The organism is Colwellia ponticola (assembly GCF_005885605.1).
GTDB classification, from domain to species: domain Bacteria; phylum Pseudomonadota; class Gammaproteobacteria; order Enterobacterales; family Alteromonadaceae; genus Colwellia; species Colwellia ponticola.
The window spans coordinates 79,527-105,161 of record NZ_SZVP01000012.1 but is presented as its reverse complement, the minus strand read 5'-3'; the positions used below and the strand labels follow the sequence as shown (position 1 = coordinate 105,161).

Annotated in this window: 29 protein-coding genes; 18 read left to right on the top strand and 11 right to left on the bottom strand. The window is 36.9% G+C overall.

The window, feature by feature from the left end; genetic code table 11:
• The first annotated feature begins 151 nt into the window (after positions 1–151).
• From FCS21_RS12310 to FCS21_RS12295, 4 genes are all read left to right on the top strand, one after another.
• Positions 152–742 (top strand): GNAT family N-acetyltransferase, encoded by a 591-nt coding sequence (locus tag FCS21_RS12310; RefSeq protein ID WP_171035698.1) that lies wholly within the window; start codon positions 152–154, stop codon positions 740–742.
• Between the two features lie 162 nt (positions 743–904).
• Positions 905–1,723: an SAM-dependent methyltransferase gene (locus FCS21_RS12305; protein ID WP_138623820.1), complete on the top strand. Its 819-nt coding sequence runs from the start codon at positions 905–907 to the stop codon at positions 1,721–1,723.
• A 97-nt stretch (positions 1,724–1,820) separates the two neighbouring features.
• Entirely contained in the window at positions 1,821–2,099 is a 279-nt protein-coding gene (locus FCS21_RS12300) for a hypothetical protein (protein WP_138623818.1), read from the top strand.
• A 20-nt stretch (positions 2,100–2,119) separates the two neighbouring features.
• On the top strand, positions 2,120–3,943 hold the full coding sequence (locus tag FCS21_RS12295; RefSeq protein ID WP_138623816.1) for a GGDEF domain-containing protein: 1,824 nt from the start codon (positions 2,120–2,122) through the stop codon (positions 3,941–3,943).
• 201 nt (positions 3,944–4,144) lie between these two features.
• Here FCS21_RS12295 and prmA read toward each other — a convergent pair whose 3' ends face one another.
• On the bottom strand, positions 4,145–5,032 hold the full coding sequence (gene prmA, locus FCS21_RS12290; protein WP_138623814.1) for a 50S ribosomal protein L11 methyltransferase: 888 nt from the start codon (positions 5,030–5,032) through the stop codon (positions 4,145–4,147).
• 330 nt (positions 5,033–5,362) lie between these two features.
• Between prmA and FCS21_RS12285 the strand changes: the two genes are divergently transcribed.
• The 4 genes from FCS21_RS12285 to FCS21_RS12270 all read left to right on the top strand — a co-directional run bounded on the left by FCS21_RS12285 (position 5,363) and on the right by FCS21_RS12270 (position 10,052).
• The gene (locus tag FCS21_RS12285; protein WP_138623812.1) at positions 5,363–5,854 is read left to right on the top strand and encodes a putative 4-hydroxy-4-methyl-2-oxoglutarate aldolase; all 492 of its coding nucleotides are present in this window, start codon (positions 5,363–5,365) and stop codon (positions 5,852–5,854) included.
• A 149-nt stretch (positions 5,855–6,003) separates the two neighbouring features.
• Positions 6,004–6,969, top strand: coding sequence for a siroheme synthase (locus FCS21_RS12280; RefSeq protein ID WP_138623810.1), 966 nt, complete (start codon positions 6,004–6,006; stop codon positions 6,967–6,969).
• Between the two features lie 295 nt (positions 6,970–7,264).
• A complete protein-coding gene (locus tag FCS21_RS12275) occupies positions 7,265–8,047 on the top strand; it encodes a THxN family PEP-CTERM protein (RefSeq protein ID WP_138623808.1) in 783 nt (260 codons plus the stop codon).
• A gap of 265 nt (positions 8,048–8,312) precedes the next feature.
• Positions 8,313–10,052 (top strand): RluA family pseudouridine synthase, encoded by a 1,740-nt coding sequence (locus FCS21_RS12270; protein ID WP_138623806.1) that lies wholly within the window; start codon positions 8,313–8,315, stop codon positions 10,050–10,052.
• A gap of 167 nt (positions 10,053–10,219) precedes the next feature.
• Here FCS21_RS12270 and FCS21_RS12265 read toward each other — a convergent pair whose 3' ends face one another.
• Positions 10,220–10,720, bottom strand: a complete 501-nt coding sequence (locus FCS21_RS12265) for a lactoylglutathione lyase family protein (protein ID WP_138623804.1) — start codon at positions 10,718–10,720, stop codon at positions 10,220–10,222.
• 122 nt (positions 10,721–10,842) lie between these two features.
• On the opposite strand from FCS21_RS12265, the gene FCS21_RS12260 reads away from it, so the two are divergent.
• From FCS21_RS12260 to FCS21_RS12235, 6 genes are all read left to right on the top strand, one after another.
• Positions 10,843–11,715, top strand: coding sequence for a LysR family transcriptional regulator (locus FCS21_RS12260; protein WP_138623802.1), 873 nt, complete (start codon positions 10,843–10,845; stop codon positions 11,713–11,715).
• Positions 11,716–11,823: 108 nt separating this feature from the next.
• Positions 11,824–12,264, top strand: a complete 441-nt coding sequence (locus tag FCS21_RS12255; RefSeq protein WP_138623800.1) for a thiol-disulfide oxidoreductase DCC family protein — start codon at positions 11,824–11,826, stop codon at positions 12,262–12,264.
• Positions 12,227–12,985 (top strand): SDR family NAD(P)-dependent oxidoreductase, encoded by a 759-nt coding sequence (locus FCS21_RS12250; protein WP_138623798.1) that lies wholly within the window; start codon positions 12,227–12,229, stop codon positions 12,983–12,985. Before FCS21_RS12255 ends, FCS21_RS12250 begins: the two co-directional genes overlap by 38 nt.
• 86 nt (positions 12,986–13,071) lie before the next feature.
• Complete coding sequence (locus tag FCS21_RS12245) at positions 13,072–13,608, top strand: hypothetical protein (RefSeq protein WP_138623796.1); 537 nt, start codon at positions 13,072–13,074, stop codon at positions 13,606–13,608.
• A 127-nt stretch (positions 13,609–13,735) separates the two neighbouring features.
• Positions 13,736–14,389 carry a flavin reductase family protein gene (locus FCS21_RS12240; RefSeq protein ID WP_138623794.1) on the top strand — a complete coding sequence of 218 codons (654 nt, stop codon included), beginning with the start codon at positions 13,736–13,738 and terminating at the stop codon, positions 14,387–14,389.
• Positions 14,390–14,464: 75 nt separating this feature from the next.
• Positions 14,465–14,893: a DUF3429 domain-containing protein gene (locus tag FCS21_RS12235; RefSeq protein ID WP_246047225.1), complete on the top strand. Its 429-nt coding sequence runs from the start codon at positions 14,465–14,467 to the stop codon at positions 14,891–14,893.
• Between the two features lie 91 nt (positions 14,894–14,984).
• On the opposite strand, the gene FCS21_RS12230 is transcribed toward FCS21_RS12235, so the two are convergent.
• The 4 genes from FCS21_RS12230 to FCS21_RS12215 form a co-directional block, all read right to left on the bottom strand.
• Positions 14,985–15,212, bottom strand: a complete 228-nt coding sequence (locus FCS21_RS12230; RefSeq protein ID WP_138623792.1) for a TIGR02450 family Trp-rich protein — start codon at positions 15,210–15,212, stop codon at positions 14,985–14,987.
• 99 nt (positions 15,213–15,311) lie between these two features.
• Positions 15,312–15,944 carry a CIA30 family protein gene (locus tag FCS21_RS12225; protein WP_246047222.1) on the bottom strand — a complete coding sequence of 211 codons (633 nt, stop codon included), beginning with the start codon at positions 15,942–15,944 and terminating at the stop codon, positions 15,312–15,314.
• A gap of 83 nt (positions 15,945–16,027) precedes the next feature.
• Positions 16,028–16,630: an HAD family hydrolase gene (locus FCS21_RS12220; protein WP_138623790.1), complete on the bottom strand. Its 603-nt coding sequence runs from the start codon at positions 16,628–16,630 to the stop codon at positions 16,028–16,030.
• Between the two features lie 61 nt (positions 16,631–16,691).
• Positions 16,692–16,952 carry a DUF3081 family protein gene (locus tag FCS21_RS12215; protein WP_118056222.1) on the bottom strand — a complete coding sequence of 87 codons (261 nt, stop codon included), beginning with the start codon at positions 16,950–16,952 and terminating at the stop codon, positions 16,692–16,694.
• A gap of 364 nt (positions 16,953–17,316) precedes the next feature.
• On the opposite strand from FCS21_RS12215, the gene FCS21_RS12210 reads away from it, so the two are divergent.
• Positions 17,317–17,565: a DUF3297 family protein gene (locus tag FCS21_RS12210; RefSeq protein WP_138623788.1), complete on the top strand. Its 249-nt coding sequence runs from the start codon at positions 17,317–17,319 to the stop codon at positions 17,563–17,565.
• Between the two features lie 171 nt (positions 17,566–17,736).
• Here the strand turns inward: FCS21_RS12210 and FCS21_RS12205 are convergent, their stop codons facing one another.
• Together FCS21_RS12205 and FCS21_RS16815 are read right to left on the bottom strand one after the other, a co-directional pair.
• Complete coding sequence (locus tag FCS21_RS12205) at positions 17,737–18,633, bottom strand: LysR family transcriptional regulator (protein WP_138623786.1); 897 nt, start codon at positions 18,631–18,633, stop codon at positions 17,737–17,739.
• Between the two features lie 28 nt (positions 18,634–18,661).
• A complete protein-coding gene (locus tag FCS21_RS16815; RefSeq protein ID WP_171035697.1) occupies positions 18,662–18,811 on the bottom strand; it encodes a hypothetical protein in 150 nt (49 codons plus the stop codon).
• Here FCS21_RS16815 and FCS21_RS12200 point away from each other — a divergent pair.
• Positions 18,783–19,655, top strand: a complete 873-nt coding sequence (locus FCS21_RS12200; protein ID WP_138623784.1) for a DMT family transporter — start codon at positions 18,783–18,785, stop codon at positions 19,653–19,655. The genes FCS21_RS16815 and FCS21_RS12200 overlap by 29 nt on opposite strands.
• A 374-nt stretch (positions 19,656–20,029) precedes the next feature.
• Here FCS21_RS12200 and FCS21_RS12195 read toward each other — a convergent pair whose 3' ends face one another.
• Positions 20,030–20,989 (bottom strand): penicillin-binding transpeptidase domain-containing protein, encoded by a 960-nt coding sequence (locus tag FCS21_RS12195; RefSeq protein WP_138623782.1) that lies wholly within the window; start codon positions 20,987–20,989, stop codon positions 20,030–20,032.
• A 265-nt stretch (positions 20,990–21,254) separates the two neighbouring features.
• Here FCS21_RS12195 and FCS21_RS12190 point away from each other — a divergent pair, with 265 nt between their 5' ends.
• A complete protein-coding gene (locus tag FCS21_RS12190; protein ID WP_138623780.1) occupies positions 21,255–22,550 on the top strand; it encodes a S1 family peptidase in 1,296 nt (431 codons plus the stop codon).
• Positions 22,541–23,617 (top strand): FHA domain-containing protein, encoded by a 1,077-nt coding sequence (locus FCS21_RS12185; protein ID WP_138623778.1) that lies wholly within the window; start codon positions 22,541–22,543, stop codon positions 23,615–23,617. The genes FCS21_RS12190 and FCS21_RS12185 overlap by 10 nt, the downstream gene beginning before the upstream one ends.
• A 113-nt stretch (positions 23,618–23,730) precedes the next feature.
• Here FCS21_RS12185 and trpS read toward each other — a convergent pair whose 3' ends face one another.
• Together trpS and rpe are read right to left on the bottom strand one after the other, a co-directional pair.
• The gene (gene trpS, locus FCS21_RS12180; protein ID WP_138623776.1) at positions 23,731–24,738 is read right to left on the bottom strand and encodes a tryptophan--tRNA ligase; all 1,008 of its coding nucleotides are present in this window, start codon (positions 24,736–24,738) and stop codon (positions 23,731–23,733) included.
• A 67-nt stretch (positions 24,739–24,805) separates the two neighbouring features.
• On the bottom strand, positions 24,806–25,480 hold the full coding sequence (gene rpe / locus FCS21_RS12175) for a ribulose-phosphate 3-epimerase (RefSeq protein ID WP_138623774.1): 675 nt from the start codon (positions 25,478–25,480) through the stop codon (positions 24,806–24,808).
• Between the last annotated feature and the right edge of the window lie 155 nt (positions 25,481–25,635).

Sequence of the window (25,635 nt, the reverse complement as noted above, 5' to 3'; positions counted from 1 at the left end):
TTGCTTAGTATGGCTAAGTAACCTCGCTATAGTCTCCTTATCAAAATTAATACTGATGACAACTATATAAAAGCACTAAAACTCAATACTGTTAAATTTATTAATACCTATATCATTAATTAATGATATAGGTATAAAAGGAGCAATACGGGTGCATAGTTTTACTACACAGCGATTATTAATAAGACCCTTGGCGAAAGAAGATGAGCACTTTTTTTCTCGACAATACAGTAATGCAAAAGTCATGCGTCATAATGGCGGAGCATTAACTCCAATAGAAGCGAATAAAGCCTTTTTTCATTCGCTCAAAGCAAATCAACGCGCAATCAGTGCTGGCAAAAAATCAGTTATCACTTGGGCCATAGTGTGTAAAAGCAGTAACTCGATTATCGGCACTCAAACCTTTTCATTTTTGATGAGACCACACAATGCCAAAATCATGAACCAAACAGCGATGAATGAAACGAAACAAGCTGAGATAGGCATAGTGCTCTGTCCCAAAGCCAACGGTAAATTATTCCCCGAAGAAGCGATGGGTGCGTTAATGGAATACGGTTTTACTTATCTTTACTTTGATAAAATTAATGCCTTTTATGCTAGTAAAAACTTAGCTACAAAACGTTTTGTTAAAAAGCTAGGGTTTATTTATAACCGCACATTACAAGATGATAACCCCGAGAATTGTTACCAGTATGCCGTTAAATGCTTGTGGCAAAAAAAATTTATTTGCCACGTTTACTAATGAGATAACATGAGCTTATTCATAAAACGTACAGTTAAATTATCAACTGTAACCGATAACACTTTTCTGGCATGTTAGCTAGCAAGATAAAGCCTGATCTTTTGACATTAAAACTCAGATATGGCAGCGTATTTAACCTATAAAATAGTAGAGTAATAGAAAATGTCAGGTAGCTTAGTGTGTGTAGGTACTGGTGTGACCTTAGGAGCGCATATTAGTCCCATTGCAAGAAGTCATATTGAACAAGCTGAAGTGGTTTTTTCACTAATGGCAAACGGCTTTGCAGAAAAGTGGTTAGAAGCAATGAGTAATGATGTACGTAGTTTACAACCTTTTTACCAAGAAGGTAAAAATCGTAATATTACTTACAACGAAATGGTTGAAGCCATACTAACTGAAGTACGCGCAGGTAAAAAAGTGGTTGCTGCTTTTTATGGTCACCCAGGTGTATTTGCTTGTATTAGTCATCGAGCCATAAAAAAAGCAAAAATTGAAGAGCTACCTGCTACTATGGAACCCGGCATATCTGCTGAAGATTGTTTATATGCTGACTTAGGAATAGATCCTGGTAGAACAGGCTGTAGCCACTTTGAAACTAGCCAGTTTATGTTTTATAAGCGTAATATTGATAATTCTGCCTTTTTAATATTGTGGCAAGTGGCGTTAGCCGGTGATCAGTCATTCGCTAAGTTTTCAACCGGACGTGCTTATCGCCAAGTGTTGGTTGATTTATTATTAGAACACTATCCTAGCGATCATCAAGTGATATTGTATCAAGCTAAAGGGATTGCCATCGATACCATGCGTGCTGATAAAATTCACTTATCTGAGCTAATCGATGCTGAATTATTTATGCATACGACCTTGGTGATACCGCCCAGTGAAAAAATGCAACCTAATGATAAAGTATTAGCACTATTAGCCGACATAGACAAACGTGAAGTTAAACAGAATAATAGACCCAAGTTTAGTTTAGTTTAGTTTAGTTTTATAACTATCTAAGAGGTTGTCCCAATAAAGAAAATATAGAACCCTCCCCCAAAAAATTTAATTAATAATAATAACGGAGTACAAAGCGATGAATAAAGTAATTCAAGTATTAGAGACGATGGCTACTGATGCTTATTTAGTTAACAAAGAAAATATGACTACTTTTTTAACGACTGCTGAAATAACTACCGAACAACAGCAAGCTATTACAGAAAAAAATGCTGATAAGTTAGCTGAAACGATTGCTGATTTACCTAAAATCATATCTTACTCTCAAGTACTCCCCACAGAAGATGATCAACAAGAGGACGATAATCAAGAAAGTGATAATGAGTCAATTAATAAGCTTCTAGCTTCTAGCTTCTAGCTTCTAAAAGAATTACTTTAATGAAAAAAAATAGCACAATATTCGACTATTTTACTCAATATAGCCTTATTGTGCTGTTATTAATTCCTATCTCTCTTACGTTTAAAACAGCACAAGCATTTCAAATACAACAACAAAACGTTACTAAAGGTACACTCTCTATAGAGGAAATATCAAAAAAATTAACTCTTGCAGATAAATATAGACGCAGTAACCCAACACTATTTAAAGAAATAATTTTTGAAATAGCACAACAAAAAAACCTACCAACTGAACTACAGCAATATTTAAACCTTTTATATGCGTATCATCTGACATTTGTTGGTGAGTATGATGTAGCTGAAGATAAACTCAAGGCAGTCTTACATTCAAACGCTAGCAGTTTACTTAAGTTTAGAGCTAATTACGCACTTATTAATATTTATATGCCGGCAAAAAATTGGCAAAAAGGGCTAGAACAAGTCACTAAAAACATTAATGCCTTACCAACCATTCATAATAATGAGCACTATCAAAATGGCTTACTCATCACTATTATTTTTTATAATCAAATGGGACAATATTCATTAGCACTAAACTATATCGATCTACTTGCTAAGCGAAATCTCTCAGATAAAAATGATTGCTGGTTAAGGCAACTCACCTTAGAAGCAAAGTTTAACCTCCATAAATTAACGTCAAACGCTGCTGAGTTAGAAGATACAATCCAAAAATGTACCAGTGCCAATAATAAGATTAATGCCAATATAGTACGTATATATAAAACTAAGCTATTTTTGCAAGAAGATATGCCTAATAAAGCTTTAAGCTTTATTTTGAGTTATCTAGAGCAAATACGTTTAACACAATACCCTATGTTAATTGCCGAAACTGTTAACGTTATTGCGAAAGCTTATTGGCAACTTGGTGATGTAGATAATACGAAAGTTTATACGACTGAAGCTTTAGCAGTAAACAAAAATATGACTAACCTTTTGCAAGGGGTTGACACTTATTTTTTGCTTTATCAGGTTGCTAAAAAACAACAGGACTTCCCACTCGCTTTACGCTATTTTGAAAAATATGCCAAAATAGAAAAAGCCCACCTTGAAGGAGAAAAAGCTAAACACCTTGCTTTTCAACTTGCCGAGCACAAATCTTTTGAACAAAAAGCCAAGATTGAGCTACTTAATAAGGAAAATGCTCTCCTGATCAGTGAACAAGCCTTAGCAAAAGCGAAAGTGACCAATGTTCAGTTAATGATGGCCATATTAGCAGTGATATTGGTCTTATTCATATTATGGTTTGGTCGATTGTTAAAGGCACATAAACGCATAAAAGAGCTAGCGGAGTATGATGCATTAACGGGTATTTATAATAGAGGTCATTTTACTCACGTGGCACAAAGCGCCTTAGAACATTGTAAAAGCACTATTCAACCCTTAAGTTTAATTATGTTTGATTTAGATCACTTTAAAAAAGTTAACGATACTTTTGGTCATGCTTGTGGCGATTGGGCATTAAAAGCCACGATTAATGCTTGTAAGCATATTAGCCGTAAAAATGATATTTTTGCCCGCTTAGGAGGCGAAGAGTTTTGCTTACTATTGCCAAGTTGTAATATTGATGTAGCCATACTACGCGCTGAAGCTTGCCGTGCAGCAATTGAAGCAATAACTACAGCAGAATCAGGGTATGAGTTTTCGATAACGGCCAGCTTTGGTGTAACCGATGTAGTGCGTTCTGGCTATAATTTAGAAAAACTATTAGCAGATGCTGACAGTGCAGCTTATGTCTCAAAAAACTCAGGACGTAATAGAGTAACTACCTTTGATGTATCTCAAATCAACGAATCAAAAAATTAAAAAGCTTAGATAGTTAATGGTATTACAACCATTAACTGTGCTGAAAATTTAAGGTGAAAATAGCTTTTATTAAATAGGTCTATTCACTGAAACTGGCTCCCCGAATAGACACTTCGGGGATGATACCTAGGGGGTTAATGTCGCAAAATAGCATTAAAATAGTTGAAATAGCGACAAGACGACTAGACGACATGTAGTTAGCTAAGTTGACTTACGTTGACCGTTTAAACGAACCCATTCTTCTTGTACACTTACTGGCTCCATATCACACCATTGCCCGTACATTGTTTGTAACGTTTCAGCCTGCTCTTCTAATACACCAGATAATGCTATTAAGCCTTTATCACCAACAAACTCCATAATAGTTGGTGCTAACTCACGTAATGGACCTGCAAGAATATTTGCTACAACAACGTCAGCTTTAAATGCTGGTTGATCTTTAGGTAAGTATAACTCAAGCCTATCAGCGACATTGTTTCGCTCAGCATTCGCAAGACTTGCTTGTAGTGCTTGTGGGTCAATATCAATACCAATGACTTTCTTAGCACCGAGCTTAAGCGCGGCAAGTGATAAAATACCGGAGCCACAACCAAAATCGACTACGGTTTTATCTTGTAAATCTAAACCGTCTAACCACGTTAAACATAGTGCTGTAGTTGGGTGAGTACCTGTACCAAACGCTAGACCTGGATCTAACATAACATTTACCGCATCAGGCTCTGGCACATCGCGCCAGCTAGGACAAATCCATAGGCGTTCACCGAACTTCATCGGATGAAAGTTATCCATCCATTCACGTTCCCAGTCTTTATCTTCTAGTTGCTCTAGCTTATAAAGCATGTTTTCTTTATCAGGATGAATGCTTTGCAAATAACTAATCACTTTATCCATATCATGGTTGGCTTCAAATAAGCCCATAACCACAGTGCTAGACCAGTAAATAACATCATCACCTGGTAGTGGTTCATATATAGGTGTATCTTGTGCATCAACAAAGGTAACCGCTTGTGAACCGCAAGCTGAGAGCCAGTCACTGTATTTTTCCGCGTTATCTTCATTAGCACTTAATCTAAGTTGTATCCAAGGCATTTACTGTTCTCTACTGATGTTTTGTGTTTACTGCGCGTTACTCAAAGGAAAAACCGATGTAACTAACAACTAAATAATAATAACGCTAGTTTATCATTTATTTCTAACTAGGTATAAATAATAACACTGTCATTATTATTTGATTGTCATGTTTTAGTATCAGCTAGCGTAATACTTCAAACTTAGTCGCTATATTTAAAATAACTTCCTCATTAGCATTGAGTACTACTCAACTTTGGCGTATTTTAAGCAATCTCAAATGATTAATAATGCTATTAGTTTAACTTAATAACGCTTAATAGAGGGCACAGCCCTAACAAGGAATATAACATGCTAGATTTACTACCCGACCTTTTTGATCAATCCCCAGAGCAACTTCATCTCGCTGACCGACCTTTTATAGATTACGGTAAAAAAACAGTTTTCTCGGGTGAAATAGTCACTGTTTCTTGTTTTGAAGATAACTCAAAAGTAAAACAATTATTAGCGACTGATGGTACAGGTAAAGTATTAGTAGTCGATGGCAAAGGCAGTATGAACCGTGCGTTATTAGGCGATATGGTTGCTGAGAGTGCTATGAAAAACAATTGGAATGCCGTTGTTATTAATGGTTGTATTCGTGATGCAGGTACCATTGCTACAATGGACATTGCCGTGAAAGCAATAGGTTGTAACCCTATAAAAACTGAAAAATTAGATATAGGCGATATTAATGTTACGGTGAAATTTGCTGGTATTGAATTTATTCCTGGCTGGACTATTTATGGCGATTCAAATGGCTTAGCTGTAAGTAAATCCAAATTAAGTATTACTAGTGCTTAGCTGTAAATTAAGGTTTTTATTTTTATAACTAGTTGTGCTAATTATTAAATAAATGACGCAGTAGTTAATTATTTTAACCCGTAGAAATGAACAGATAATGAATGAGATTAGTATAACTACTAAAAATAATTAAAAGAGTTGACTTATCAATGAGATATTTTCCCATTTTTCTAGATGGTAGTAAAATTAATGCCATGGTAGTTGGCGGCGGTGATGTTGCTGCCCGCAAAATAGAATTACTATTAAAAACCACTACAAACATTACCGTTATGGCAGCAAGTGTTACTGAAGGTGTTGCCCGTTTAATTAACGACAATAGCCTAACTTGGTTACCTCATAACTATAAAGCCGGCTTATTAATCAACATTACCCTAGTGATTGCTGCAACAGACGATACCGAGGTAAATGAACAGGTTTACCATGAAGCACTACCGCTGAATATTCTTGCTAATGTGGTTGACCAACCTGCTCTGTGTACTTATATTACGCCCGCTATTATTGACCGTGAACCTATGATTATTGCTTTATCAAGTTCAGGCAGTGCGCCAATTCTTATACGTATGTTACGCGAACAAATAGAAAAGACATTACCGCAAGGTTACGGCCGTTTGGCTGATTTTTCATTAAAGTTTCGAGAACACGTCAAAGCACGTATTAAAGGCATACGTAATCGACGTACTTTTTGGGAGACTACTTTGCGAGGTTCAATAGGTCAAGCATTACTTGATGGTAATCAACAAGCGGCAGAGCAACAGTTAATTGTTAGCTTAAAAGAAGAGATAGCACCACCCAAAGGCGCTATTATTTTTATTCAAACTCTTGATGGTAATCCCGATAATTTAACCTTGAAGGCGCATCGGGCGCTACAATTTGCTGATGCCGTTTTTTATGATAAATCGGTTAATATAGAACTTATTGAGTATGTTCGACGTGACGCAGAAAAGTACCCGCAAAGCATTAGTTCCACCATTATTCTTAATTATCAGCATGCGCTAGAGCTGGCTCAACAAGGACAACAGGTAATTTACTTATTAGCAGGTAATGAAAACCTCCCCAGTAACCTTGCATTAGCTACCAGCGGCATTACTACTCAAACAATTACCAGTGGATATTAATACTACACAACATTAACCACCACCACGGAATACCCACAAATACCCACAAATACTGTCAGGTTATTTTACAGTATAGCTAACAACACGATACTGTAAAATACAAAAAAGTTTATAATATAATCACATAGCAACTATGGCGCGCTCTATGCAGTATCCCTTGAGCAAGCATTACATGGACTGTATAAATTGGTGATTTACTTAACGGCCTAAGTTGCATTTGTCACTTATTACTCTCTTTAAAGTAGCTTTCTCTGTATTAGCTACTTTAAATTTATATTAATTAAGGAGTAACAAAATGAAAATATTCAAAAAAGCAATAACTGTATTAACATTGTCTACACTAGGCCTTACTTTTACGGCCAGTGCTGGTCCTATAGTGACAGCTTGGGATTGGGTGGTTGATAACGCGTTCACTGCCTTTGCCCCCCCTACCAATGCCAACCCTGCTCTTGGTGTTCTTGGTATAAACGATAATACCTATTGGAGCGCCCCTACTACGCTTATATGGGGGAGTAATGCCAGCTCTCTAGCATTAGGCGGCGTAAATGGTAATACCTCAGGTACCAATCTAGCTAATGGCGCCTTAACACAAACTACCTCCCTAACCCATAATAACTTTGTTATTAACGGTGCTTCGCTAACGTCTGCAACCTTAAGTACTCGTCTATTACTTGATCCTAACCCTGGTGTATTACCTTTCGATATAACACCTCCTGCCCTGACTTATGATATTTCATTTTTAGAAACAAATAACGATGGATCGTGTGAAGTAGTCTCTCCTATACCTTGTAACGATATCTTCGTGATAGATGGTAGTGACTTTAGCCAACCATTTATGTACGACGGTAATATGTATAACGTAGAGCTATTAATATCTGGTTTGGAAGTGCTGTCAAATACAGCTTGTACCGCTGCTGGTGCAGCAGAGGGTTGTTTAGGTTTTACCACGGTAGAAAATGCATCGAACACTTTTGCTGTAGATATGAGAATAACAGCAGTGCCTGAGCCGTCTACTATTTTACTATTAAGCTTAGCCATGTTTGGTATCGTAATGAGTGTACGTAGTAAACGTGTTTAATAATATTGTACTTATCAAAAAACAATAATAAGTAAAAGGTTGTAAATAAAAAGTAGCTGCAAAGCTACTTTTTTATTTAAGGGAATATTATTGCGTATAAAGAGTGAGTACTTTTTTATCCAAAATGGTATCACACACTCAAAAGAATAAAGTTTTACAGTGTGTCTTATAGTAATAGTCAGTAGAATAGTCTCCATTACCAATAAAATAATCATGGTTAAAACCAGGATTAACGTTAAGAGTGCCGTGCTGTACCGTATTATCTATGTCTACTACTTTAATAAAAAATTACCTTTGTACTTTTACCAGTGATATTTCAGCTTTTACCTTACCTGATAAGTTTACCTATCCATTTCATTATACTCCTCATCCGTTAGCCTTAGCAGCTAGTCATGAATTACAGCAATACTTAACAACTTTCCATCCTGTTAATAGTGAGCAGCAAGGAAGAATGTATGGCGTATTAATTGTTAAAGATACAAGAGGCGAGCTTGGCTACTTAGCTGCACTGTCTGGTAATGCTAGTGAGGCTGTTAACATTACTGAAACCGGCAACATTAATAATTCTGTCGATAGCACCGCGCCAATTAACTTTGCGCCGACCATACATCAAGCTTATGCTCAAAGTGAATTTGAACAACAGCAACAAGTTCAAATTAATACCATTAATGAAAACATTACTCAGCTTATCGCTAACCCTAATTTCAATAAACTCAGGATTTTGTTAGACGCTAAACAATTAACGTCAGCTAAAGCAATACAATGCCTACAGCAACAAATGCGAGAAAATAAGAAAGCACGTAAAGAAAAGCGCTCTTGGCTAAGTACGGCACAATTACCTGATAACGAACATCGAAACATCAGCATTGCCTTGTCTCGCGCCAGCGTGACCGATAAAAAAGCGCTACAAGCACTAAAGTTACAACATCAAACCAGTATTGATGAAACCAGTGATGAACTAAAAGATCTTACTGATGAAATCGATTCACTCAAAAAACACAGAAAAAAACTATCAGTAAAACTGCAAAAACATTTTTTTAAACAATACCAGATGCTAAATAATCAAGGTGAGCGCAAAGACTTAATTGAAATATTTTCCGACACTATAGTACAAAAACCGCCCGCAGGGTCTGGGGATTGCGCAGCACCAAAATTACTACAATATGCCTTTGAACATAAATTAACACCGTTATGTATGGCTGAGTTTTGGTGGGGAAAACAACCTAAATCAGCAATAAGAAAACACCAACATTTTTACCCTGCCTGCCAAGGTAAATGTCAACCTATTTTAACCCATATGCTTCAGGGTATGCCGGTCGATAATAATCCTTTGCTAGATAACCCCGCCGAAGGGATCCCGCTAGAGATCGTTTTTCAAGATGAGCATGTTGTGGTAGTCAATAAACCGGCCGGTTTACTGTCTGTTCCAGGTAAGTCGATTAAAGATTCGGTTTATAGCCGCATTAAAGAAAAATTTCCTCAGGCGACTGGTGGTTTAATTATCCATAGATTAGATATGGCTACTTCGGGTTTATTAATGCTGGCACTCAATGAGCGTACTCATAAACACTTACAACAACAATTTATTGATAAAACAGTAAGTAAACGCTACGTGGCAACGATTAGCGGTAAGTTAACAAAAGACGAAGGGAAAATATGCTTACCGCTACGCGTTGATTTAGAGGATAGGCCCAAACAAATGGTATGCTATGAGCATGGTAAATATGCTGAAACCCATTGGCAGCGTATTGAAGAGTTAGATAATAAAGACAGCAAAGGCAATAAAGAAGGCATTACCACTAAGTTATTTTTATATCCTATTACCGGTAGAACACATCAATTACGTATGCATTGCGCTCACCCTGATGGGTTGGATATGCCTATTGTCGGTGATGGTCTTTATGGCATTAGCGCAAATAGACTTCATTTGCACGCACAGCGATTAAGCTTTATTCACCCGATAACCAAAGAACGATTAACTTTTGAAGTAGCTGAAAATTTTTAACTGAACTGCCATTTAAAAATAGTTACTCAGTTAAGTGTTAGCTAAAAGAACAGAATTAACTTATTCGAGTAAAATAAAAAACCACCTACTTAGTGACGAGTCGGTGGTCTTTTTTTAGCTTGTAATTTACCTTTACTATTTACGTATTTATACATATGACTATGTAGTTAATAAGCGCCTGCTGCATAAGTTAGTTCATAGCTATGGCTGTATATTTCTAAAATGTTGCCAAAAGGGTCTTCCATGTAAATCATACGGTAGGGCTTTTCGCCAGGATAATAATAGCGTGGCTCTGCCATACGTTTTTTACCTCCTGCAGCAACTATTTTTTCAACCAATTCTTCAAGGTTAGGATCTTGTACGCAAAAATGAAATACGCCCGTTTTCCAATATTCAAAATTATCTTCAGGATCCTCTTGATTAGCAAACTCAAAAACTTCAACACCAATTCTATCTCCTGTAGACATATGGGCTATTTTAAATTTACCCCACTTAGCTCCAAATACATCAGTGCACATTGCACCAATAGCGCTATCGTCTTCAATAATTTCGGTAGGTTTCATAATTTCATACCAGCCTAATACTTCGGTATAAAATTTAACAGCGGCTTCAACATTAGGTACTGAAATACCAATATGTGAAAATGATCTTGGATATGTTTTACTCATTACGTTTCCTCTCTGTCTTAGTTTATCTAGGTAAGTGGATTATTGTTTAACTAAATATAGTTTACGCCGACAGATTGATTACGTAAAATTATCATAAATAATAACTATGAGTACACTTTGTAATGATTAATCTCACTTGGTTAAAAACCTTCTGCTACCTTGTAGATATTGGACACTTTACAAAAACAGCTGATAAGTTATTTATGACACAGTCTGGTGTCAGTCAGCATATAAAAAAATTAGAGCAACAGGTAGGCACCTTACTATTAGTAAGAGCAGGTAAGTCTTTTTCATTAACGGATGCCGGTCTTAAACTTTACCAGCAAGGTAAACAGTTACTCAAAACAGCAGAAGAGATAACAACCTCGATTAAACACGACGATCCTTTAGTCGGTACAGTAAAAATAACCACACCAGGTAGTGTTGGCCTAAAGTTATACCCGCAATTGTTAACGGTACAACAACGCCAGCCAAGTTTAATTATTGATTATCGATTTGCTCCAAATGCAAGCATAGAGCATCAGTTACTTGATAGACAAGTCGATATTGGTTTACTCACTGAGCAGACAAAAAGCGCCAATTTAGTCAGTACGCCAATAGCCGTAGAACCTTTGGTATTAATCACCTCAAGCAAAATAAATAATATTAATTGGCAAACCCTGGTGGATATTGGCTTTATTGGTCATCCCGATGGTGAGTATCATTGTCAACAATTATTAAGTAACAACTACCCTCAGTTTGAACACATCAGCCAGTTTAAAGCGACAGGGTTTTCTAATCAAATTAGCCTTATATTAGAGCCTGTAAGCCGAGGTTTAGGTTTTACCGTATTACCTTTACACGCAGTAAATGCTTTTCATAATGTAGAAGCCATTAAGGTACACCATTTAAAAAACACGGTAAATGAAACCTTATACCTCTGCCAAAACCGACTTGCCTTTGAAAGTAATCGTATCCAATATATTAAATCACTCATTATTGATTTTATTGCTTAAATACTTCTTACTTTTTTGAGGTGATCGCTAACGCCACACTTTACGTATAACTTACTATGATAAAATTAACGTACATCATTGTATGTTTTAAAAGCTAGGTGATAGCTAATGCTAACAATATTTTATGATGGTAATTGTCCACTGTGCTTAGCGGAGATGAACCACCTCAAAAAACATGATAAAGCTTTTTTAATAAACCTCGTAGATATTCATCAACAAAATTTTACTACCTTATATCCAACGATTAATGTTGATGACGCCATGAAAATATTACATGGTCTTTATAATGATCAATTGCTATTAGGGCTTGAGGTTACTCACCGAGCATGGACTTTGGTGGGTAAAGGTTTTTGGGTTGCGCCGCTAAACTGGCCAGTGGTTAAAACGCTAAGCCACTGGGTATATTTAGTTATGGCTAAATACCGCCATCAAATTTCAGCCTTCTTTGCCAAAATATTTGGCTTACCAACAACCCAATTTATTTCAGGAAAATGTATTTCAGGAACTTGTTATGATAAATCAACTAACACTGATAATAGGCGCAAATAGTGGTATTGCAAAAGCCATTGCTTTACAAGTACAAGAGCATAAAGACACTGGTTTACTGCTTATTAACCGTGAGCAGTCCTTAGCCACTGATATTGACCATAAACCTAACAATCAAAATATAGCGGGCCAGATAAACACAATAACGGTTAAAGATTATCAATCAAGCTCTATCGAACAGGCGGTTGAACAAATCGCTGCTTATACACAGGCGCCCATTACTCGAATTTTTATCTGTAATGGTATATTGCACAGTGATGATATTAAACCTGAAAAACGCCTAGAAGATTTCGATGCTGAGTCATTTACACAAGTAATGGCATCAAATGCCTTAACGCCAATGTTATGGATTAAAAAATTGGTGCCTACGTTATCGACTAAATCCCCTTGTAAGATTATCGTATTTAGTGCTCGAGTAGGTAGTATTAGTGAGAACCGCTTAGGCGGCTGGTATAGTTATAGAGCCTCTAAAGCAGCATTAAACATGATGATAAAAACCGCCGCTATTGAACTAGCTCGTCGCAATAAAAATATAAAACTCATTGCTTTTCACCCTGGTACTACCGATACGCCGCTATCTAAACCCTTTCAAAACAACGTACCAGCTAATAAACTATTTACCTGTGAATTTGTCGCTAAGCAGCTGTTATCTATTGTCGATGAGTGCGAATTAGATCAAAGCGCTAGCTTCTTAGATTGGCAGGGAGAGTCAATTAACTGGTAATATCAATTAATGCCAATTTCAACTGTCACTATATTAAAAAATCACCTATTAGCAACAAGTGCATTAACATAAGCGAGTAACTTAACATGCGTTTAATTATTTTATTATTTTTCATTAGCCTAGTGTCGGCTTGTAGCACCAATTATCCTAATCAAGATATTACAGGACAGAATTTTCCATCAATTAGTGGTCAAACACTTGAAAAAAACACCGTTAATATCCCTGAAGATTTTAACGACGATGTTACTCTACTACTTGTTGGTTATGCTCAAAATGCCCAATTTGATATCGACCGATGGTTAATTGGCTTAGATATGACTAACACTAACGTAGCCGCTTATGAGCTGCCTACGATTCAAGGTATGTTCCCTAAAATGTTCAGTACGGTAATTAACAACGGTATGCGCGCTGGTATTCCTAAGCCACTATGGAAAGGTGTCATTACCGTTTATGAAGATGGCGAAACTGTGCAAGCACTTACCGGTAATGAACGTCCTAATAGCGCTCGAGTCATCTTACTCGATAATAAAGGCGATATATTATATTTCTATGACGGCGGTTTTTCTGTCGATGCTCTTAATAACTTAAGAAGTCATTTAGTCGATAAAGCCATTTCTCATTAAGTCTATAAAAACACAATGAGGTGATCGCTTGTGTTAGTTATTACGTATCAGTGAAAACTAATTCGCTTAGAAGATATTACTCGTTTAGAGATTACTCACTTAGAAAATATAAGAGAACAACACTACAATGCAACATATCAATAAAGATCAACTTGTTAACATGGAATCACGTTACAGAGCTTTGGTGGTAAATAGTTTATCAGGCTTTAAAAGCGCTAACGTTATCGGTACTTGTAATAGTAACAATATAAACAATCTAGCTATTTTTAGCTCTGTTGTTCACCTTGGCGCATCACCGGCGTTAGTTGGCTTTGTTACTCGGCCAGATAGTGTCGAGCGACACACCTTAGAAAACATTAAACAAACCAAGCAATATACGATTAACCAAGTCAATGAAAGCTTTTGGCAGCAAGCACATCAAACCTCAGCTCGCTACCAAGCCGATGAGTGTGAGTTTACAGAAACAGGGTTAACTGCTGAGTACATTGACGGGGTAACAGCGCCATTTGTCAAAGAAAGCCGACTTAAGTACGCGGTAACATTAAAAGAAATAGTCCCTATTGACTTGAACGGTACCTTATTCGTTATAGGCGAAATAACCGATATTATTTGTGATAAAGAGGCAATCAAGAGTGACGGCTATATTGATATTGAGTCATTAAATACAGTGATGGTCTCAGGGTTAGATAGCTACCATAGCAGTAATCGATTATCTCGTTTGAGCTATGCCAAACCAAACAGTAAACCACAAGCGCTTTCACTTGACGGTCATACACAATAAACTAATGTAGATGGTAACTACTCTGTTAATAGTTACTGTTACTAACGGGTATTACTAAAGACTAAGGAGGCTTAAATGAAAACATTGACGATGAAAACCTGGAAAATATTAGGCTACCTTGGTCTGCTTCCCTTTATCATTTTTTTATATTTAAGCAGTGAAACCGTCATTTGGGGTATCGATACCAAACAGGCTTTTATCGCCTATAGTGCCATTATATTAAGTTTCGTCGCCGGTACAATATGGCGTAGAGATGCCGAAACTTACCATCACAAACGCTATATTATTAGTAATATTCTTAGTTTAATCGCTTTTGTAGCTTTATTATTAACTTATAAAGTCGCCTTAATAGTATTACTACTAAGTTTTATATTGCTATTTATTTATGAGAACTCAATAGGTAAGCAAGACAAGACACCGAGTAGTTATATGAACATGCGCTTTTGGTTAACTCAACTTGTGGTATTACTGCATATAACAGCCTACTTTTTATGGTTTAACTAATATCGGCTTACTATCAGAGCTGCTCCAGACTAATAACAGAATTAATATAATTAACAATAACTAAGGTGTTATCTGATATGTTAACACCTCACTACTGCCAGCCTATTTTCCATTTATCACTGTCTTTTAATTCACGCCAATCAATAGTATATTCATTTTTTGTCATCACCGCTTGAATGACACATTCAATGACCTTTTGCTGTTCATCAAAAGTAACTACGGTGATGATAAAGTGCTTCTCTTTATTTGTTACCGCCACTTTGCTCCACTTACTATGAAGAAGCGCTTTAGGGCTTATTTTATTACCATTTTTGTTCATCGTATTACCTTACTTGCTTGACTTATATTACTTCGCTTTTATACGTTATTAATAAGCTAGGATAAGTATCTATAGGCTGTTAACCGTATCGAGTGTTGCCTAAAAGTGCAGGCTAAATATCGATAAAGAAAACTCTCCTGCTACCTTATTAGTGACTAAAAAACCTACTTCACGAATATTTTCTGATTTAAGTGTTGGTGCATTATCAATATGGCGACCGCGAAATGATGCTTGAAAATCAGCCAAAGTAAAAGTAAGGGTATCTCTTTGTCCCGCAACAGTTTTAAATTCATGCTTATAAGACAAGCGATAACCATCAAGATTTACGGCTAGGCGAAGTTGGTAAGTTAATCCATCTCCTTGCATATCAATAGTCACCGTTTCAAGTCCCTTAGCTTGAGTTTCAATGGTTCGAAAAGCTGAGCTAAAACCACCATTGTTGTCGAGTGAAATATTACCTGTAAAAGTAGCTTTACCCTGCTCGACTAAAAAGCGCCCTTGTGACTTGCCCCCCATAACGCCATCATTGGTTATATGCCAGAGATAAGCACTGTGTTGTTCAACAAAATTGTTCATATTTGATAACTCATTAGTTGCCGGTATTGTGGGAATAATTACAGGAATTGTTGCGAGAATATATTTATTTTTTAGCATCACCAATTGTTCAGTATTAGCGCCACACAGTGAAGAGCTGAACATAAATAATAACAAACCAAAAGTCATAAACTCCATAGTAATACCCTATCGGCTTGTCATTATTTTTAGGTTAAGTATTCATCCGTTATTTACCAAGCATAAACTTGAGTACGCCCAGCTTAACATTGGGTTGAAAATAATTTTTTTATCATGTCAGTTAATTCAGTTAAATCATTAACCACAACACTCGCTAAATCTTCATAACTCGCTGGCGTACCATTGGTCACTAAACAAGACATAGTGTTAGCATTTTCGGCTGCTTGTAAGTCATACAAATAATCGCCAACGTACAATAAGTTTTCAGGTGGTGTCTGCCAACACTCTGCTAAATGTAATAAAGCATCAGGTGCTGGTTTTGCTTTGTGATCTTCTCTTGTTAAAAGTATAGGTATATCAATGTTATTATTGTTCAGCTTTACTACCGCGGCTTCTCGACAATTACGGGTAACAATGGCACAAGGTAACTCTAATTCAGCGATTAAAGCTAACAACTCAAGCGTACCCGCTAAGTTAGTTGCATTGGTTGCATCAATGGTTTCAAACTCAATTAATACTCGCGTGGCTTCAACTTGTTCTTGTGGTGGCAATGCCGCAACAAAATCTAATAAATCGCTACCTAATGGGCAACCTAAAGCGACTCTGATTTCATCAAAGTTTAGCGATGAGGACACGAGTGTATTATCTAAATCAAAGATAACGCCCTGTAGTTTATTGATTAACAATCCTTTTCTCCTACTAACTTAACTAGAGTTAAGTTCTATTTAATGTAGTCACTGACACATATCAATTAAGTGCGTTCAGTGAGTTAGCTTTTTTGTAAAACTCATCAAAAGTATCTTTATTATCAAATTCAACATCAAATTTACCGTGAAATAACAAGGTAATTGTTAAATCTTTATAGGCTAACCAACAGGTATAGCCATCAAAGTCATGTTGCGCTCGAATACCTGAAAGTTCATATTCACTACCTGATTTAACTCCCTTACTCGAGATAAAATCAAAAAGTCGTAAAAAATCTCTATATTTTAATATGTTGTTGGCCATAAATATAACACTCCACTATTGGATGATAATAAGTTGTCTATGCACAGTAGAGAATAAAATTTCTTATTAGACTTATTATTAGGTGGGTAACAAATCTTATCAAGCATATAGTATTGCACTACGTGGAAGTCATCACTTAAGATCAGATTGCTTATCTTGTTAAGGTCGGTATTGTTAAAATAAACACCATTCATAGCAAGTAGCCTTGCTTATGTAATATAGGTGGATAATACTCTTCATTTTTCCATATCCATAACACACTACTGCAAAGTACCAGCACACTAATATTTATCATGACAACTATTGAGCACAAGGTTTATATTGCCTACAATAACGCACTTTTTATTTCAAACTGGTTATCAACATGAACGACACAAAATCGCTACCCGATTTACCGGATCGCCTTTCGGTTAACTCTCGTAGCCCACACCATGTAGCAGAAGTTTTTGAACACGACATTGGTATTTTACTCAATGACAAAGAACGTTTCGACGTTGAAGAATATTGCATCAGTGAAGGCTGGGTAAAAGTACCCTCGAAAAAAGCCTTAGACCGTCGTGGCCAACCATTACTAATGACCATAAAAGGTACGGTTAAAGCATTTTATCGTTAACACCTGCGGTTAACGATAGTGATTACTGCTAATTATTAAGTAAGATAGAGTTAAATAGGGTTAAACAAGCTTAGCGACTAAGTTTTGACCCTATTTAACTAATAAAGCATGTCACAAAAACACTTGGTTTAAATAACCGTTAGCCTGTTAAACAACAAAGCGCTAGGGTAACTATTGCTCAATGCACTGCTGTTTTAACCATCGTCCCAGTTTCACAATATCAGTTTGTTTAGCTCGTGTTTGCTTATAAACAAAATAAAACTTATCGCCAGTAACAAACTCATGCATAGGAATATGAACAAAATTATGCTGACGCTCTTGATCTGTCATGATGTAATAATCAATAAGCGCGATACCTAAATCATAGCGCGCAGCTTCAGCAGCCAACAATACATGGCTAACATGACTTATTTTAACGTCTTTAGGCAATTCAAATCCGCCATACTGACACCAACGGTGCCAGTCTTCGCCTAAGTAATCACTCGAATTTGAATGCTGTACCGACAATAGCGAGTGCGACCACAACGCCTCCGGTAGAGGCTTATCTTTGATCTGCTGCCACAGCTTTTGTCCGCACACCGGATAAAGCTTTTCCGCATACAAAAACTCACTAACAAAATTCCGCTTAGGTGGCTTGACAGTAATAAAACAATCAGCAACCTGCTGATTACAATCGGGATCGTCAGCCACCATATGTAATGTTAATTCTATTTCTGGGTATTGTTTACGAAAGTCTTCTAGCCTGGGGATTAACCACTTCACTGCCAACGAGCTATATAGCGCCAAACGAATATTGCCTGACTTACCATGACGGATAAACTGACTGGCATTAGATAAATTACCCAATGAGTTACTCACTTCGTCAAAGTAACGCTCACCAATCTCAGTTAAAGAAAATGCCCGCCCTTGACGACTAAACAGACTTTCACCCAAATATTCTTCTAACAATTTAACCTGATGACTAACAGCGCTTTGCGTCACATTAAGTGATTCAGCCGCCTTAGAAAAACTATTAAGTCGAGCAACCGCTTCAAAATATTGCAGTGCACGTAAAGGAGGTAATTTCATTATTAGTTAATCTCATACTAAAAGTTTTTTAATCATTATACATCATTGTAAGTGTTGCAATATCATAGACAACAATATCTTCAAGAGATTGTTGTACTACTTCACCATCATTTTTAAAGCTCATCGCTGATGAAAATAGGATACTAATAATGCCGAAAATATCTGTTGGACTGGCCATGACCTTACTGGTTATTGGTAACATAATTGCTGTCTTTTCTGATGCCTTGATCAAAACGCTATCTGCAGATGGTCCCGTATATCAATTTGTTTTATTTCGACAACTAACCGCCGTATTGATATTGCTACCCTTTTGCTTATTCACGAATAAAAAAGATCTTTTTGCTGGTCTACAATGGCACGTGCTACGCGGTCATATTTGGTTATTGGGGGCTATTCTTATGGTGATTGCGCTTAACGCTATGCCGCTAGCGACTGCTAATGCTATTTTCTATGCTGCGCCTTTAATTATGCTGCCACTAGCCATGCTATTATTTCAAGAAACTCTCACCAAACAATCTATTTGGGTAGCTATTCTCGGCTTTATCGGCGTACTCATTGTGGTAAAGCCTACACACATAAACTGGGCAGCCATTGCAGCATTAATTGTTGCGATAACCTTAGCGGCTAATAATGTGTTAATACGTAAACTGCCAAAATATCAGAATGTTTTTCACGTATTATTACTCACTAACCTTGTTGGTATTCCTGTAGCGCTTAGTTTAGCATTATGGGAAAATAAGCCATGGGACTGGACTCCCATGCTAACAGCAACAGGCTCAACAACCTTTATTTTAATTTACGCAGGTATATGCGTATTTGTTTATCGCGCGGTCGACGCAAGTAAAGTGGCTAGTGCTGAATACAGTGGCTTATTAGGTGCCGTTACCGTAGGTATATTATGGTTTGATGAAATGCCAGATTTAAGTATGATTATTGGCACCGCATTTATTATTATGCCGCTAATTTGGCTTGCCAAGGTTGAAGCAAAGAATAAACGTTTAGCTGCGCTAATTGAGGAATAAATCATAGCTTAAATAAGTAACTAAAATAGTTACCTTACCCTATGTTAGCAAGTGATTGCTATGCCTGTTATACACTTAACAGCATTGAGCGCAGCTCTTGCTTGGTCATGTTATTCACCACTAACGTAAAAGAATTAACGATCATTCCTTTAATTTCATCTTGAAGAATAAAGCCATCAAAAATCACGGTATTTCATAATCGTTTATTCATATGATAAGCAGGGATAACTGACGAAAGTATATCACGTAGCATCACTGCTGCTGCGACGTCACACTTTACGTTAAGCCACGAGAACTTTTTTGCTAAAGAAACTGGCTCAGCTTAAGGCTTATTTATGCTAGGTGAATAAGGCTAGCGCGAGCCGCTACAAACATTAAATAATACCCGCCTTTTTTAAATGATTTCTAGCGATTTCAACCTGCACCGCTTTTATTTGCGCGTAACTGTCACGCGTAACATTAAAAGCAAAGTAGTGTATACCGTCAATATTTTCAACAAACCCCACATACCAGCCTAACTTTTGATCCTGGCTATTGGCTTTGCCCGCTCCCGTTTTGGCATAGAGTGAGTAACTGTCTGTGGTTTCAACTAACATCACCTCTTCTAAGGTATCAATACTGTGCTTACTTAAGGGTAACTGCCCTTGATGCATTTTTTGTAAAAAGCGTACTTGCTCTAATGCTGATATTTGTAAACTGCCATTTAACCAAAAGTCATCTAGGCCTGAAGAAGTATCACTATTACCGTAATCAAAACTGGTTAGATAAGCGTCCATGGTCTCTTGACCAATATCACTAGCCATTTGTCTAAAAATAGCCACCATAGAAAATTTAAATGCGCTGGCAAGGTTATATTCTGGCAGCTTCCACACCGATGGCCACCACCCTTGTACTGGATATTTTTCTTTATCAAAAGTTAAGACTTGTTCAGCTGTGGTTACTTGCTGACTCTCTAAAGCGATTAAGCTATTCGCAATTTTAAAAGTAGAAAAAGGCGATAAACGTTGCTTAGCTCTTGCCTCATTAACTACCAGCAACATTTCACTTTTCTCTGTTAATGAGGCACTTTGTCTAAGCTGAGCGTTTTCTATAGCGATCTCGTTACTATTCTTTTGAGTACTATAGTTCGTATTACTTGCTGTCGCGACGGCTTCAATAGCTATTTCACTGACCAATTCACTGGTTTGCTTACTCACTTTGGTGCTTAGCAACACAAATGTACAATCATTAGTACTAGCAAGGCAAAGATCATTACTGGCACGTGCTTGTTGAGTAAAGCTACTCACAGCTAACGCACTACTCATAGCAATCATAGTTACAATAATTTTTTTCACATAAACCTCTATCTTATATAACTTAACTTTTATAATTTAAGTCATATTTGAGTAATAGTTAGACCATCACTAGGTAACAGCCAAATAGTTGCTAGGGATAATAAAATAATAGGCTGCTTCAGTAAGATACACAATAACACCCGCTTTATAATGTTATTACTCATAGCGAAAAATTTATAGAATTATCATAAGATAAAGCAGTATAAGGTGACAAACGAAGATTTACTGTCACAATGATCCAATCACTTAGTAAACAGGAAAATGCATGAAAGTTTTTTTTACCTTGGTGTTTATCGTATTTAGTTCTACTGTTTTTGCCACAGAGCAAGCTCAAACAATATTTGCTCAACTTACCCCAGCGCTTTACCAAATAAAACTGATTGATAAAGCCAGTGGCGAAAAATCATCAATAGGCTCGGCTTTTCAAATCAGTAAAGACGGCATTATTGCCACTAACTACCATGTCATATCAAGTTATGCTCGCAACCCTGAGAAATATCGCATTGAATATTTAGACTATCAAGGTAACACCGCTCAAGTAACATTAATGAGTGTCGATGTTATTAACGATTTAGCCTTAGTTAAACGTGTCGTTAACGCCGACATGCCCTATTTCAGATTAGCGAAGAGCCCGCCCATTAAAGGTGAAAAACTCTTTGCTTTAGGTAACCCCCATGATTTAGGTATGATTGTGGTACCTGGCACTTATAACGGTTTAAAAAAAGAATCATTTAATGAACGCATTCATTTTACCGGCGCTATTAACTCAGGTATGAGTGGTGGTCCTGTGGTTAATAAAGATGAACAAGTTGTCGGCATTAATGTTGCTACCTCAGGGAATCAAATTGGTTTTTTAGTGCCACACGATAAATTAGTAACTCTGTTTACTGACTATAAGAGCAGCGTTCAAAATAGAAATACACACAATTTACCTGCCAACATTAAACAACAAATGACAACGCAGTTATTTACTAACCAAAATAAACTTATGACTACCCTACTCAATAGTCCTTGGCCAAGTAAAGCTCTTGCTAATAAGGCTATGATACCTATTATTGAAGTACCTTTTATTCGCTGTTGGGGGGATTCTAATGCCGATAAAACCGATGCCCTTATTTTATCGGCTATTGCAAGGTGCTCTTTGGATGAAAATACCTACCTCTCATCACACTTTTTTACCGGCAGTATTGAAATTGAATTTAGTTATATGCAGGCCAAAAGTTTAAGTAATAATAAGTTTTACCACCTATACCAAAAACATATAGCCAGAGCCAGTAGTGGTAATAGAGCAGGTAAAAACGATGTCAGTGAATATCAATGCCACCATGATGTAGTTACTCCCTCTTCTACCGCTAATACTGCGCAGACTATTACTAATAAAAGCGTTTTTTGTACACGAGCTTATCAAGATTTTCCAGGTTTATTTGATGTATTGTATTTAGGTGCCAGTATTGATAAAAATCAGCAGGCGTTAGTAAGTCATTTTACTTTAGCTGGCGTCAGCCAAGAAAATGCCATGAAATTTACCGGTAAATTTATGGAGGCCGTCTCATGGAAATAAGCGCCACTACAAACGATAATATAAGTGAAAGCTCGCCAAGTTATGCCACCAAAACCACCGCTGAAATAAGCAGTAATGACAATTTGCCAATAGCGCAAGCTGAGATAATTATTGAGGAAATTACCCGTAACCATAAGTTATTACATCGCCATAAGCTAACACAAGACAATATTTGCATCGGTAGGGGTTATCAAAACGATATTATTTTAGCTGACCCGCACGTTTGCCCAGAGCATTTATCATTAAGCTATGCAGACAACACTTGGCGTATTCATGATAAAAACTCTATTAATGGTACTGTACTAGAGAAAAGCCGAGGTAAAAAACAAAAGGCTGACCAGCAAATAGTTAATGATGGCGATGTGCTTATTTTGGGTAAAAGCCAATTAAGGCTATTATTTACTGATCATCAGGTAGCTAGTACTGTTGCCTTTAGCCCTTTTGAGTCGTTAATCGACTTTATTCGCCACCCCGTTGCCGTATTTATTAGCATAGCGTTATTCATGCTTATAGCCGGTAATATCTCTTATTTAAATCAACCAACAGAAACTAATATAAGTCAGCTGTTTGTTGGCGCTTTTAGTATGAGCCTACTTTTTGCTTTATGGCCGATAGGTGTGGCATTAATGTCTCATATCACTAAGCATGATCCGAGAATACTAGCTCAGCTTGGCATTAGTTTTAATTTTTTTATTTTGATGTGGCTTACCGACTTCACAGAAGAAATTATAGCTTTTAATTCAGCGAGTCATTCAATACTCGGTTATCTTATTGCGCTAGTACCTATCGCACTTACTTTTAGTCTACTTTGGCTAAACAGTTATATTGGTTTTCATGTTGGTGCTAAACGCAGAGTCTTGGTGGCCTTAAGTATTACGATACTACTGTTTGGTGGCACTTATTTACTTGAGTACAGTAAAAAGCCTGAGTTTAATCCACACCCGCAATACAACACAGTGCTCATGGCGCCGCACTATTTACTTGCCCCAACAAACACGGTAGAAAACTTTTTAACGCAAAGTAATGCCTTATTTGAGCAAGCGAATAAAGCAGCACAAAGGCATTAAAAGGTAGTGAAAATGCAAAAAAGGCTTGTTTTCTTTCGAAACAAGCCCTTTTAAATAGAATATCAATCAGTCTACTGTATTAAGCCGTTTGGTATGACTTATCAATGAACTGTTTACGGACGAGGAATAAAACCTATCGCATCGTATACTGAGGTGAGTATTTTACTAGCACGGGTTGATGCTTTTTCTGCGCCATTACGCATTACTTGCTCTAAAAAGGCTTGGTCTGCGCGGTATTGGTGAAATTTAGTTTGAATAGGCGCTAATAACGCTACTACTGCCTCTGCAACATCACCTTTTAAATGACCATACATTTTGTCTTCATAAGCGGGCACTAAGTCTGCAACGGTTTTACCTGTGGCGCACGATAACAATGATAACAAGTTTGACACACCTGGCTTTTCTGCTAAATCATAATAAATTCGTGCTTGCTCATCTGAATCAGTAACGGCACGTTTAATTTTTTTAATAATCTTTTTAGGATCTTCTAATAAACCAATAAAGTTACCTGGGTTATCATCAGATTTAGACATTTTTTTAGTGGGTTCAAGTAAGCTCATAACACGAGCGCCATGTTCAGGAATAAACGGATCTGGCACGCTAAAAATATCACCATAAAGGTTATTAAAGCGCGTGGCAATATCTCTAGCTAACTCTAAATGTTGTTTTTGATCATCACCTACCGGTACACGCTCAGCACCATAAAGTAAAATATCTGCCGCCATCAATACCGGATATGTAAATAATCCAGCATTCATGTTCGCTTCAGATTTTTGTGATTTATCTTTATATTGCGTCATACGATTTAATTCACCCATTTGGGTGTAACAATTTAATACCCAACTTAATTGCGCATGTTCAGGTACATGTGATTGGATAAAAATAGTACTTTTTTCGGGATCAACACCACACGCTAAGTAAAGTGCTAAACCGTCAAGTGTGGCATTTCGTAATGCTTGCGCATCAGGTCGCACTGTAATGGCATGTTGATCAGCAAGCATATAATAACACTGGTGATCATCTTGCATATTGACCCATTGCTGTACTGCGCCTAAATAATTACCAATAGTTAAATCACCTGACGGCTGACAGCCACTTAATACAATAGGTTTACTTGTCATTTTTTACCCTTAAAATTCTTTATGTATACTTTACTTGTATGAGTCTTATATATGAGCTGATAGTAGCTTATAGAGAAACTTTAGCTAACTCACTACGCATTTCATCAATGGCCACTTTATAATCACTTTGAGAAAATATTGCTGAGCCCGCAACAAACATATCAGCGCCCGCCTCGGCAATTTCAGCAATATTATTTGCTTTAACGCCACCATCAACTTGTAAGCGAATGTCAAAACCACTTTGTTTAATTTTTTCTTTTACTAAACGCAATTTATCTAACGTTGTTGGAATAAAAGATTGGCCCCCAAAACCAGGGTTCACTGACATTAATAAAATAACATCAAGTTTATCCATAACAAAATCTAAGCAATGTAATGGCGTAGCTGGATTAAGTACTAAGCCAGCTTTACAGCCACTGTCTTTAATTAATTGTAAGCTTCTATCAATATGATTACTGGCTTCAGGGTGAAAGGTAATAATATCAGCACCCGCTTTAGCAAAATCGGGGATCAACGTATCAACATTTTCAACCATTAAATGCACATCAATTGGCGCAGTAATACCGTAATCTCGTAATGATTTACATATCATTGGACCAAAAGTTAGGTTGGGCACAAAATGATTATCCATCACATCAAAGTGAACAACATCGGCTCCCGCGGCTAATACGTTAGCAACATCATCGCCTAAGCGAGCAAAGTCGGCAGATAAAATAGAAGGAGCAATTAAAAATGGTGACATGGGAGAACTTCCTAAAAAAAGATGCGTGTATTATACCCATGCTGCTCTAAAATGCGAGTTACAGCGATTATGATCTGACAAATTAATGCACTTATAATGAGCATGTATTAAAAAATAGCACCATAATTGCGCAGACTCTTGACTCGTTAACTTAC

Excerpts from the sequence above, each read along its gene's own strand:
- FCS21_RS12235 (WP_246047225.1), top strand. The coding sequence starts at position 14,465 with ATGAAAACATTGACGATGAAAACCTGGAAAATATTAGGCTACCTTGGT.
- FCS21_RS12300 (WP_138623818.1), top strand. The coding sequence starts at position 1,821 with ATGAATAAAGTAATTCAAGTATTAGAGACGATGGCTACTGATGCTTAT.
- FCS21_RS12230 (WP_138623792.1), bottom strand. The coding sequence starts at position 15,212 with ATGAACAAAAATGGTAATAAAATAAGCCCTAAAGCGCTTCTTCATAGT.
- FCS21_RS12275 (WP_138623808.1), top strand. The coding sequence starts at position 7,265 with ATGAAAATATTCAAAAAAGCAATAACTGTATTAACATTGTCTACACTA.
- rpe (WP_138623774.1), bottom strand. The coding sequence starts at position 25,480 with ATGTCACCATTTTTAATTGCTCCTTCTATTTTATCTGCCGACTTTGCT.
- FCS21_RS12280 (WP_138623810.1), top strand. The coding sequence starts at position 6,004 with ATGAGATATTTTCCCATTTTTCTAGATGGTAGTAAAATTAATGCCATG.
- FCS21_RS12225 (WP_246047222.1), bottom strand. The coding sequence starts at position 15,944 with ATGGAGTTTATGACTTTTGGTTTGTTATTATTTATGTTCAGCTCTTCA.
- FCS21_RS12255 (WP_138623800.1), top strand. The coding sequence starts at position 11,824 with ATGCTAACAATATTTTATGATGGTAATTGTCCACTGTGCTTAGCGGAG.
- FCS21_RS12215 (WP_118056222.1), bottom strand. The coding sequence starts at position 16,952 with ATGGCCAACAACATATTAAAATATAGAGATTTTTTACGACTTTTTGAT.
- prmA (WP_138623814.1), bottom strand. The coding sequence starts at position 5,032 with ATGCCTTGGATACAACTTAGATTAAGTGCTAATGAAGATAACGCGGAA.
- FCS21_RS12285 (WP_138623812.1), top strand. The coding sequence starts at position 5,363 with ATGCTAGATTTACTACCCGACCTTTTTGATCAATCCCCAGAGCAACTT.
- FCS21_RS12240 (WP_138623794.1), top strand. The coding sequence starts at position 13,736 with ATGCAACATATCAATAAAGATCAACTTGTTAACATGGAATCACGTTAC.
- FCS21_RS12260 (WP_138623802.1), top strand. The coding sequence starts at position 10,843 with ATGATTAATCTCACTTGGTTAAAAACCTTCTGCTACCTTGTAGATATT.
- FCS21_RS12200 (WP_138623784.1), top strand. The coding sequence starts at position 18,783 with ATGCCGAAAATATCTGTTGGACTGGCCATGACCTTACTGGTTATTGGT.
- FCS21_RS12185 (WP_138623778.1), top strand. The coding sequence starts at position 22,541 with ATGGAAATAAGCGCCACTACAAACGATAATATAAGTGAAAGCTCGCCA.
- FCS21_RS12265 (WP_138623804.1), bottom strand. The coding sequence starts at position 10,720 with ATGAGTAAAACATATCCAAGATCATTTTCACATATTGGTATTTCAGTA.
- FCS21_RS12250 (WP_138623798.1), top strand. The coding sequence starts at position 12,227 with ATGATAAATCAACTAACACTGATAATAGGCGCAAATAGTGGTATTGCA.
- FCS21_RS12270 (WP_138623806.1), top strand. The coding sequence starts at position 8,313 with ATGTCTACTACTTTAATAAAAAATTACCTTTGTACTTTTACCAGTGAT.
- FCS21_RS12210 (WP_138623788.1), top strand. The coding sequence starts at position 17,317 with ATGAACGACACAAAATCGCTACCCGATTTACCGGATCGCCTTTCGGTT.
- FCS21_RS12245 (WP_138623796.1), top strand. The coding sequence starts at position 13,072 with ATGCGTTTAATTATTTTATTATTTTTCATTAGCCTAGTGTCGGCTTGT.
- FCS21_RS12295 (WP_138623816.1), top strand. The coding sequence starts at position 2,120 with ATGAAAAAAAATAGCACAATATTCGACTATTTTACTCAATATAGCCTT.
- trpS (WP_138623776.1), bottom strand. The coding sequence starts at position 24,738 with ATGACAAGTAAACCTATTGTATTAAGTGGCTGTCAGCCGTCAGGTGAT.
- FCS21_RS12190 (WP_138623780.1), top strand. The coding sequence starts at position 21,255 with ATGAAAGTTTTTTTTACCTTGGTGTTTATCGTATTTAGTTCTACTGTT.
- FCS21_RS12205 (WP_138623786.1), bottom strand. The coding sequence starts at position 18,633 with ATGAAATTACCTCCTTTACGTGCACTGCAATATTTTGAAGCGGTTGCT.
- FCS21_RS16815 (WP_171035697.1), bottom strand. The coding sequence starts at position 18,811 with ATGGCCAGTCCAACAGATATTTTCGGCATTATTAGTATCCTATTTTCA.
- FCS21_RS12305 (WP_138623820.1), top strand. The coding sequence starts at position 905 with ATGTCAGGTAGCTTAGTGTGTGTAGGTACTGGTGTGACCTTAGGAGCG.